General features: G+C 67.2%; 1 protein-coding gene. It reads right to left on the minus strand.

All coding sequences use genetic code 11. The features are described from left to right. Window positions 1-56 precede the first annotated feature (56 nt). A partial coding sequence (locus ACDC67_RS15895) for a non-canonical purine NTP pyrophosphatase (RefSeq protein ID WP_376694616.1) occupies window positions 57-522 on the minus strand: 466 nt, incomplete at its 5' end.

The raw sequence follows: 522 nt of genomic DNA on the forward strand, positions 1-522 counted from the left end.
CACCGACGAAACTGCTCCCGTCGGCACTGTCGATACCGCCATCACCCGTCTGCATGTCAACGCCCTCCGAAACACAGCTCGCGCATTTTGGCGAACGCGTCGGCACGGTGGCTGATGGCATGCTTGGCGTCGGGTTCCATTTCGCCAAAGGTCAAGCTATGGCCGTCAGGCAGGAAAATCGGATCATAGCCGAATCCGGCCAGTCCGCGCGGCGGGAACACGAGTGTTCCATCGACCGTTCCAACCACCGCCTCTGCGTCGCCATCGGGCCAGGCCAGCGCCAGAGCGCAAAGGAACGATGCCCGCCGGTCCCGGCCCCGATCCAGACCCCGTTCGCTCTCGGCCGCCACCAGTTCCTGCCTGACGCGTTCCATGGCAAAGGCGAAGTCGCGCGTTCCATCGGGCCGAACCGCCCAGCGGGCCGAATACAACCCCGGGGCACCCCCGAGCGCGGCGACCGAAAGGCCACTGTCGTCGGCCAGCGCCGGCAGACCGGAGCCGTCGGCCGCGGATCGGGCCTTG

Origin of the sequence: Wenzhouxiangella indolica (genome assembly GCF_042310355.1) — a bacterium.
GTDB lineage: Bacteria > Pseudomonadota > Gammaproteobacteria > Xanthomonadales > Wenzhouxiangellaceae > Wenzhouxiangella.